Here is a 9198-nt window from a genome sequence, read left to right as displayed (position 1 = left end):
CCGGTTACCAACCACACGGCTTGCCCCTTCCACATTGCTCAGCTCCAACGTGTATGAACTGCTCCAAGAAGTAGAACGAATCGTGATCGTATTCCCCTCAATCACCGCTCCGGTCAGGTACTGCAAATAAACCCCGTAAGCATATGCTCCCGCAATCTCATTGTCCCTCAATTCAAAACCCGGTGCCCGGTAAGTATTTGGCCCACCACTGTAATAAATACCGTGGTCACCCCCACTGATCCGATTATTGATCAACCTTACATTGCTCGACAGACTCGGATTCAATCGAACGTTACCCGCGTTAAAATTTCTGGAGCTCCAATCAGGCGCACTTAATACACACTGCTCAATCACAATATCATTAACCTCATTGATAGCCGCAATGGTCCAAGAATAACCATTACCCAGCGATTGAATTTTTAGATTCCTAAAAGCAAAGTGGCTTGCGTTATCCAATCGAATCACATAATTATCTCCAGTCCCTGTAGCTGTGTATTGAAGGACAACATCCTCCGCATTCCCCGATTGACTCTGAAAAGTAATGGTATTGGTTTCCGATGCTCCTGCTATCGCACCAAGGACCATTTGTTCGGTGTAGGTGCCACTTTGAACCTCAAAAACCACCGGTCCTGAAACCCCATTGGTATTAAGAGCAGAAACAGCATCTATAAAATTGATGTAGTCCCCTGAAGGCCCTATTATAAAGTTTCCGCTTAATTGTTGAGAAAGGGAAAAAGCCTGAAAAAAAATCAATAACGCCAGAGTCAGAAATGACTTTTTAAAGCAGTTCTTGATCTGAAGGTTGAAGTAAGGATTTTGCATAAATTGGAAATTTTGGAATTGGCGTATGTCTGTTTTTCAAAACATACTTTTACTCAAACCAAAAATCCGATTTTGCTTATCCTAAAAATGTCTCTGGCGTATCAAAGGATATCAATATTGTAACAACCACTGATAATTGAGATAAAAAAATCTTACAGGATTACAAAAATAATCCAGTTCTCTTATCTAAATCAAAACTTGAACTAAATCCCATAATTCATTTATAGCCAGCTTTTTACTTTTGATTTTATATTGAAACCTATTCTTTAAGATAAACTCCAATTCTAGATCCAGTTCGATATGATCCAGTTCCTCCCGGACCCTCAACCCATCTTTGGAATATACCCTTCTATACCCTGTAAGGAAGAGTTCCTCAAAATCATTTTTTAATCGCTCTTTGGAGGCATTCAAAATTAAAAATCCAGTCTTTCCTGCTCCGTCGATCAATTCCAAAGTAAGTTTTTTCTCAGGGTCATGCTCATTAATAAAGCGTATTTCTAATCCAATGACCTCCCCTGAAAACCTGCTTCCGGCAACAATTTTTTCAGCCTTATAGTCTCCTATTTTAACGGGCACCAACTTTCTGATGGAATCCAGTGAAAGTGGGACCAGTTGCTCCAAGCTATTCTTTAGGTTAGCTGAATTTTGAATAGGGGAATCTATAGAGGTAAAAATTGCTTTGGCACCAACTTTCGAAACTCCCTCTTCATCGCTTTGACATGAAACAACCAATAAGACAAAGAACAATAAAATACAGCTTTTCATTTTGTGAGGGGCTTGGAAATAATTTTTAAAACTATTTCAGTTTACCTTTTCACGATAAAATGAATGTATCTAATGATAAAAATCCTGTAACTGATTTTGAAAAAATGACGAAGAGTTTATTAGGTTTTGAGTAATGGATACTATTTTAAAAATCAAGGAATTCAACTATGATTGTTAAATTTTATATTTTAACAGAATGAAATCCAATTATTGTTATCCATTAATAATTTCTTCCACATTAATTCTTTTTTTAATCTTTTTTTTAGCGGAAAACTCATTCGGCCAAAAGGATATTTCCTTTAGACAATTGTCTGTCAAAGATGGTCTATCACAAAACAGTGCGGTTTCTGTAACCCAGGACTTGGACGGATTTCTCTGGATAGCAACCCAAGAAGGGCTCAATAAATTCGATGGAAGGCAATTCACCATCTATCCAAAAAAATTCAATGATATCACACAGGCATCCCAAGTGATTCTGGGAAAAGTAGTTGCAGATAGTAAAAATAGAATTTGGATTATTCCTGAAAGTACGGTTCCGGAAATATTAAAACAGGGAGAGGAAAAATTTCAAGCAATAACTGGTATATCAGCTGCCACACAAATTTATGAGGATGAAGGCGGTCAAATATGGATTTCCACACTTTCCGGCCAATTATACCTTTGGAATGAGAAGGTACAGGATGCCGAATTAGTTTGGTCTGACCCAGGAAAAGAAATAGTCCATTTATCTAGCCTTGATCCAGAACATTTACTCTTAACTTTTTCTACTGGAGTATATTCCTTCCATAAAAGTCGGAAGGAAGTTTTAGCACTAGTAACAGATGAAGAAATTGGTCCCTTCTCTGTTTCTAAAGTCACAGACTCAGGCCTACTTTTAGTTGGAACACTGAAAAAGGGATTGTGGGTACTCGACTCAAAAAATGACAAAATGGAAGAAATAGAATCTTTTTTGGGAATTGAAGAAAAAACTTATCCCGAAGAAATGATTCTGGATATCCTGATTGATTCCAATAATCTCATCTGGCTTGCTACTTATGGGAACGGCGCAGTCTTATTGGATTTAGAAGAGAAAAAGCTCAATCATTATTCCTACAGAAAACAAAATCCCCGATCCATCCATTACAATGACATCCTATGCCTGTATGAAGATTATTCCAAAACAATCTGGTTTGGTTCTGACGGAGCGGGATTAAGCTTTTATGATAGCTATCTCGAAAAGTTCAACTTCTACCATAACCAACAGGTTCCCGAAGAAATAAACATTGATGTAATCAGAGCTATTTATGCGGATAATTCCAATAAAATTTGGTTAGGAACATCAGGAAAGGGACTCACAGTATTTGACCGTAGTTCAGAAACTTGGAAAACTTTGAAATCCGAAGCCGGAGTTAATTCGGGAATCCAAAGTGACCGAGTCATGAGCCTATTGGGAAATGAAAACGAACTCTGGATTGGATATCAGGATGAGGGGCTAAGTATTCTAAACACTGAAAGCGGAAGATTTGAGCATTTTAACTCCAACTCTACCCCACAATTACCAATTAACACAGTTTGGAAAATATTTAAAGATTCCCAAAGCCGCTTTTGGTTATGTACCCGAAACGAGGGATTGATATGGTTTGATCCAGAAAAAGGGATTATTAAACAATTCATCCATGATCCAAGGAACAATAAAAGTATTCCGGATAATAATATTAGGACAATTATTGAATCAAAACCTGATGAATTTTGGATAGGAACTGAAAATCAAGGGATTGCGAAATTAGACTTGCAAAAAGAAACCTTTGAACGCTTCAGTCATCAAGAGTCTGACCCAAATTCAATCAGTTCAAACAGTATCAAGTCCCTTTACCTATCCCCAGAAAATGATCTTTGGATTGGAACCAATGGAACTGGGCTCAACCGGATGGACCTGAATACTGGTAAAATCGAATTTTACAATACAGAAAACGGCCTTCCCAATAATGTGATATATGGAATATTACCTGATCAAGAAGGCAATTTATGGCTCAGTTCGAACAGGGGAATATCAGAAATAAAGAAAACAGAGAGTGAAGGCTATAAAATCACCAACTACAGCAATTACGATGGGTTAGCCACTGAATTCAATACCGGTGCCTATTTTAGACATCCCGATGGAACCCTCTACTTTGGAAGTTTGGAGGGGTTTTACTGGTTTAGGGCAGAAGATATCTCCATGAATGAAATCAAACCCAAAACGGCTATTTCCTCCATATCATCTTTTGATAAATTTCTTCCGCTTCAGGATGGCTTGGTCCTAAGCCATGACCAAAATACAATCACATTTAATATTGCCAGTTTGGTTTTCTCATCCCCTGAAAAAAATGAATTTCTCTATCAACTGGTCGGTCATGATGAAAACTGGATCAGTAACGGAAACAACAATTTGGCTAGATATACCAATTTGGAAGCAGGCACCTATACTTTTATGGCCAAATCAAGCAATTACGATGGGATTTGGTCTGATGAACCGGTAAGTTTCAATTTCACCATTTTACCGCCCTGGTACTTGAGCATATGGGCAGAAATTGCCTATCTCCTGATCGCAATTTTTGGGATTTGGAGAATTTATGCCTATCTGCGTTGGAGATGGGAAATTCGCTATGAACTTCAGATGAAAGAGGAGGAAGCCAGGAGACTTCGGGAAATTGATGATTTCAAAACCAACTTCTTCACCAATATATCCCATGAATTCAGGACTCCCCTTACACTGATCATGGGACCTGTGCAGCGTTTGATGAATCAGTCGGACAACCCCGTTTTCAAGTCTCAGCTCAATCTGATCAAACAGAATTCCACTCGCTTACTAAATTTGGTAGACCAACTGTTAGAAGCATCCAAAATCAAGTCTGGAAAACTCTCCCTACAAATTAAAAAGGGGAATTTGGGTCTCCTGATCCAGACCATTACCATGAATTTCTTTTATCTGGCATCAGAAAAAGGAATGAAACTAGTCACCTCCATTCCATTGATGACGGAGATTTGGTTTGATGCGGACAAGATCGAAAAAATCGTGTCAAACCTTCTTCAAAATGCCATTAAGTACGGAAAACCCAATTCCAAAATTGAATTAACAACCAAGATTACTGACGGGAGATTCTGTATCTCTGTGAAAAACCATTCTATAAAAAACTATAGCCAGCAAGAGATCGACCAGCTTTTCACTAAATTTTTCAAACCGGACCGCAGTACTGAAGGATTTGGAATAGGCTTACCTATGATCAAAGATCTGGTAGAACTTCACAAAGGAGAAATCCAATTAAGGCTAGGCAACAAAGAGATTTTTGAGGTTTGGATTGAATTACCAGTGGATAAATACTCCTTCTCTCCAGACGATGTTGATGAAGAAACTGATTCAATTTTGGGTCAAGATACTGAGGCCTATCCAGTGCTTGCAGGAGAAGATGCTCCACTTGTATTGGTAGTTGAAGACAATGACAAGCTTAGAGAGTTCCTGATAACTGACTTAAAGGCCCATTTCAATGTGATCCAGGCAGAAAACGGAAAGCAAGGTTTATTTCTGGCTATGCAAAAAGTCCCTGACCTTGTCATCTCAGACGTCATGATGCCCGAAATGGACGGAATCGAATTGTGTAAAATGCTCAAGAACGATGAAAAAACCTCACACATTCCGGTAATCCTTCTCACCGCAAAAACTGAAGAAGAAAACCTGTTGAAAGGATTGGAGGTCGGAGCAGATGACTATATACACAAACCATTTTCAATCCGGCAATTATTGATCCGGATTGAGAAGTTGATTGAATTGAGGAAAAACCTCAGAATCCGTTATTCTGGAAGAACAGAAATCAAACCGGAGGAGATTGCGATTACTTCAACAGATGAAAAATTCCTGGAAAAAATCCAGAACATTGTCAATTCGGACTTGATGGATTCAAGTTTTACAGTGGATGAATTCTGCAAAAAGCTGGGCATGAGCCGCATGCAACTTCACCGAAAGCTCACTGCCTTAACCGGGCTTTCCACAACAGCCTTTATTAGAGACCAAAGACTCAGAAAATCACTCCAAAAACTGGAAAAATCAGATGAAACAGTTTCTGAAATTGCCTATTCTGTTGGATTTAGCTCTCCATCTTATTTTATCAAATGCTTCAAAGAAACCTATCAAATGACACCATTGGAGTACCAGCAAAGTAAAATCAAATAAAGCGAAAGGCCGGAAAATCCGGCCTTTCGCTTTATCACTTCTCGTAATGCTCTGAATAGTAATCTTGATAGGCTCCGGAAGTCACATGCTCAAGCCAATCCTGATTATTCAGGTACCAGTCAATTGTAATATCTATCCCCTCATCAAACTGTAAACTCGGTTCCCATCCCAACTCATTTTTGATTTTGCTGGAATCAATCGCATACCTCAGGTCGTGTCCTGCCCGGTCTTTTACAAAGGTGATGAGCTTTTCTGAAGTACCTGGTTCACGACCGAGTTTCTCATCCATTTTTTTGCATAGCAAGCGAACAATGTCAATGTTTTTCCATTCGTTGAAACCACCGATATTGTAGGTCTCACCTGTTTTCCCCTTATGAAAAACAGTATCAATCGCCCGAGCATGGTCTTTTACAAACAACCAATCCCGTATATTTTCTCCTTTTCCATAAACCGGAAGAGGTTTCATATTTTTGATATTATTAATGCAAAGAGGAATCAATTTCTCAGGAAAATGATTGGGGCCATAATTATTGGAGCAATTGGAAATAACAGTCCTCATCCCATAAGTATTGGCATAGGCTCTTACAAAATGATCAGAGGCAGCCTTGGAAGCTGAATAGGGTGACTGAGGATCGTAAGGGGTACTTTCTACAAAAAAACCTCCCTCATGCAAAGAACCATACACCTCATCAGTGGAAACATGGTAAAACAGATGTTGATCTAAGTCACTGGCCCAGGCTTTTTTGGCTGCATTCAGCAAGTTTACAGTTCCCAAAACATTGGTCTTTACAAATGCCAATGGGTCAGTAATAGAGCGATCCACATGGGACTCTGCTGCCAGATGAATCACATCGGTAATGCCATGCTTTTCGAACAATTCATCCAATATTTCTGCGTCCTGTATATCCGCTTTTTCGAAACAATAATTTTGGGCTCCTTCAATAGATGTAAGGTTTTCCAGATTCCCCGCATAGGTCAAAGCGTCCAGATTGACAATCTTATAATGAGGATAATTCTGAACAAACAACTGCACTACATGGCAGCCAATAAATCCAGCTCCACCGGTTATTAAAATTGATTTTTTCATTTTAGTCTTTGTAATACTCCTGAAACCAGTCTGTAAAAGCCTTCACTCCCTTTTCTACAGAAGTATCAGGCTTATAACCTGTATCCTTGATCAAGTCACTGACATCCGCATACGTTTCCTGCACATCTCCAGGTTGCATTGGCAAAAGCTCCATTTTAGCCTTTATCCCTAGCCCTTTTTCAATTGCTTTGATATAATCCATCAAAGAAACAGGAAATGAGTTTCCGATATTATATACTTTGTAAGGAGCTCTCCCACTTCCCGGATCGGGATTTTTCGGGTCAAAGTCCGGATTGGGTTGGGCAGGCCTGTCGGCTACTTTGATCACTCCTTCCACAATATCATCTATATAGGTAAAGTCCCGTTTCATGTCCCCAAAATTGAAAACCTTAATGGGCTCTCCTTTGATAATCGCATCTGTAAACAGATATATCGCCATATCGGGCCTTCCCCAAGGTCCATAAACAGTAAAAAAACGAAGGCCTGTCGTTGGTATTCCGAATAGATGACTATAAGTATGAGCCATCAATTCATTGGACTTTTTGGAAGCAGCATACAGGCTAATGGGATGATCCACTGGATCAGAAGTTGAAAATGGCATTTTTTCATTTGCCCCGTAAACTGAACTAGAACTGGCATAAACCAAATGCTTTACGGGATGATGACGGCAGCATTCAAGAATATTCAGAAAACCCAGCATATTGCTATGCATATATGCTGCAGGATTGGATAAAGAGTACCTAACTCCTGCCTGGGCTGCCAGATGAATCACTACATCAAATTGCTCATTTTCGAAAAGCTTCATCAAGGAATCCTTATCAGCCACATCCATTTGAACAAAGCGATACTTAGACAATAGTTGAGACTGAATCAGCTTATTCCTTACAAGTTGCTCCTTGGGTATCCCCATAAAAGCAAGCCTGTCATACTTCAAATTGACTTCGTAATACTCATTGATGATATCCAGTCCAACAACTTCCTCTCCTCTTTCAAGAAGCTTCTGTGCAAGATGGAAGCCAATAAAACCCGCAGTTCCTGTAACCAGATATTTCATAGTGAATCTTTCGCTAGGCAAAAATAAAAACTAATCGTTTTCCCCCACTTCTGCCAGAAGCCTGTTGTAATTTGCCAATATTTCCTGATGAATTTTCGTCCTCTCGAAATTGTCCCTGATTTCCTGGTTCAGTGCAAAAGCCAGATTGTGCATTTTATCCCGCTTTACGTAGGCGTATTCCAAAGCTTCTTTGAGTACTGATGTTTCCTTTGCAGGAAAAATTAAACCGGTTTTTTTCTGGGTAATCAAGTCCCTGTTCCCGATAATATCAGAAACGATCACAGGCAACTGCATAGCTCCAGCCTCTAAAAGTACATTGGGAAAACCCTCCCTATGGGAAGGATGAACCAATACATCTGACAAGGCCATGTAATGAGCCACATGGTCTGTCCAATCGATCTGTACAATTCTGGGATGATCCTGTATGGTCTGAATGATTTCTTGTGAAAGGGGGTTTAAATCCTGTTCAAAACTTCCCAACAAGACTAATTTGGATTTATTGACAATTTTAGAATCCACAAAGGCTCGAACTAACTCCTCGATTCCTTTGTCCTTCACCAGCCTTCCAACTGTCAAAATGATAAAATCATCCTCACCCGGTAAAATTCGCATGGTTGCAGCTACCAAATGATTTTCCTTCAGGCTTTCCCTGTTGAACTTGCTAAGATCCACCCCATTGGAGGAACCTTTACCGATGATTTTCAACTTACTCTCAGGAGAAAGTCCTTCCTTGATCACGAACTTTTTAAGCCCCTCAGAATTTGGCCAAACTTCAGTGGCATTTGAATAGGTCCATTTTTCTGCATTTTCCAAAAGACCTTTTTTATGCCTATCTGCAGCCATCGCAGGAATTCCTGCCAAGGTGTGGATTCTGATTTTTACCCCGGCCAAATTTGCCGCAATCATCCCCAATAAACCAGCTTTAGGAGTATGGGTATGGACAATATCCGGTTGTTCTCTTTTAAAAAGCTGTATCAGTTTCCAAATACACTTCAGGTCCTGAAGGGGAGTGATTCTCCTGGTGAAAGGAATTACCTCATGCTTCACTCCTTCTGCTTTTTCAATCTGCGGAATTTCTCTTCCATCCGCACTGACCATGATGACTTCCCAACCATGTTCCTTCATAAATCTCATTTGCCCGGCAAGCAATAATTTAAGGGAAATAGGAACAGTGGTAATTCTAATCAGTTTGGGCATCTGCAAATTCTTCTAAAAGTGCAAAGGTAGGGGTTTCAGACATTTTAACGGGCATAAAACCACAAAGCTGAAGCCAAAAAACAAAAG

The 9198-nt window shown here is 39.5% G+C and carries 6 protein-coding genes; 1 reads left to right on the top strand and 5 read right to left on the bottom strand.

The window, feature by feature from the left end:
* Both P2G54_RS08155 and P2G54_RS08150 read right to left on the bottom strand, forming a co-directional pair.
* Positions 1–822 (bottom strand): right-handed parallel beta-helix repeat-containing protein (locus P2G54_RS08155; RefSeq protein WP_275869997.1); only part of this gene is annotated, 822 nt, incomplete at its 3' end.
* A gap of 186 nt (positions 823–1008) precedes the next feature.
* Positions 1009–1587 carry a hypothetical protein gene (locus P2G54_RS08150; protein ID WP_275869995.1) on the bottom strand — a complete coding sequence of 193 codons (579 nt, stop codon included), beginning with the start codon at positions 1585–1587 and terminating at the stop codon, positions 1009–1011.
* A 307-nt stretch (positions 1588–1894) separates the two neighbouring features.
* Here P2G54_RS08150 and P2G54_RS08145 point away from each other — a divergent pair, with 307 nt between their 5' ends.
* Complete coding sequence (locus tag P2G54_RS08145; protein WP_275869993.1) at positions 1895–5773, top strand: two-component regulator propeller domain-containing protein; 3879 nt, start codon at positions 1895–1897, stop codon at positions 5771–5773.
* Positions 5774–5807: 34 nt separating this feature from the next.
* Here the strand turns inward: P2G54_RS08145 and rfbB are convergent, their stop codons facing one another.
* The 3 genes from rfbB to P2G54_RS08130 are packed head-to-tail and all read right to left on the bottom strand — an operon-like array spanning position 5808 to position 9111.
* The gene (gene rfbB, locus P2G54_RS08140; RefSeq protein ID WP_275869991.1) at positions 5808–6860 is read right to left on the bottom strand and encodes a dTDP-glucose 4,6-dehydratase; all 1053 of its coding nucleotides are present in this window, start codon (positions 6858–6860) and stop codon (positions 5808–5810) included.
* Position 6861: 1 nt separating this feature from the next.
* Positions 6862–7914: an NAD-dependent epimerase gene (locus tag P2G54_RS08135; protein ID WP_275869990.1), complete on the bottom strand. Its 1053-nt coding sequence runs from the start codon at positions 7912–7914 to the stop codon at positions 6862–6864.
* Between the two features lie 30 nt (positions 7915–7944).
* Positions 7945–9111 (bottom strand): glycosyltransferase family 4 protein, encoded by a 1167-nt coding sequence (locus P2G54_RS08130; RefSeq protein WP_275869988.1) that lies wholly within the window; start codon positions 9109–9111, stop codon positions 7945–7947.
* Positions 9112–9198 lie beyond the last annotated feature (87 nt).

This window comes from Algoriphagus sp. CAU 1675 (assembly GCF_029222925.1).
In the GTDB taxonomy this organism is placed as follows: Bacteria; Bacteroidota; Bacteroidia; order Cytophagales; family Cyclobacteriaceae; genus Algoriphagus.
The sequence above is the reverse complement of the archived record's forward strand: the minus strand, read 5'-3'. Positions and strand labels throughout refer to the sequence as shown.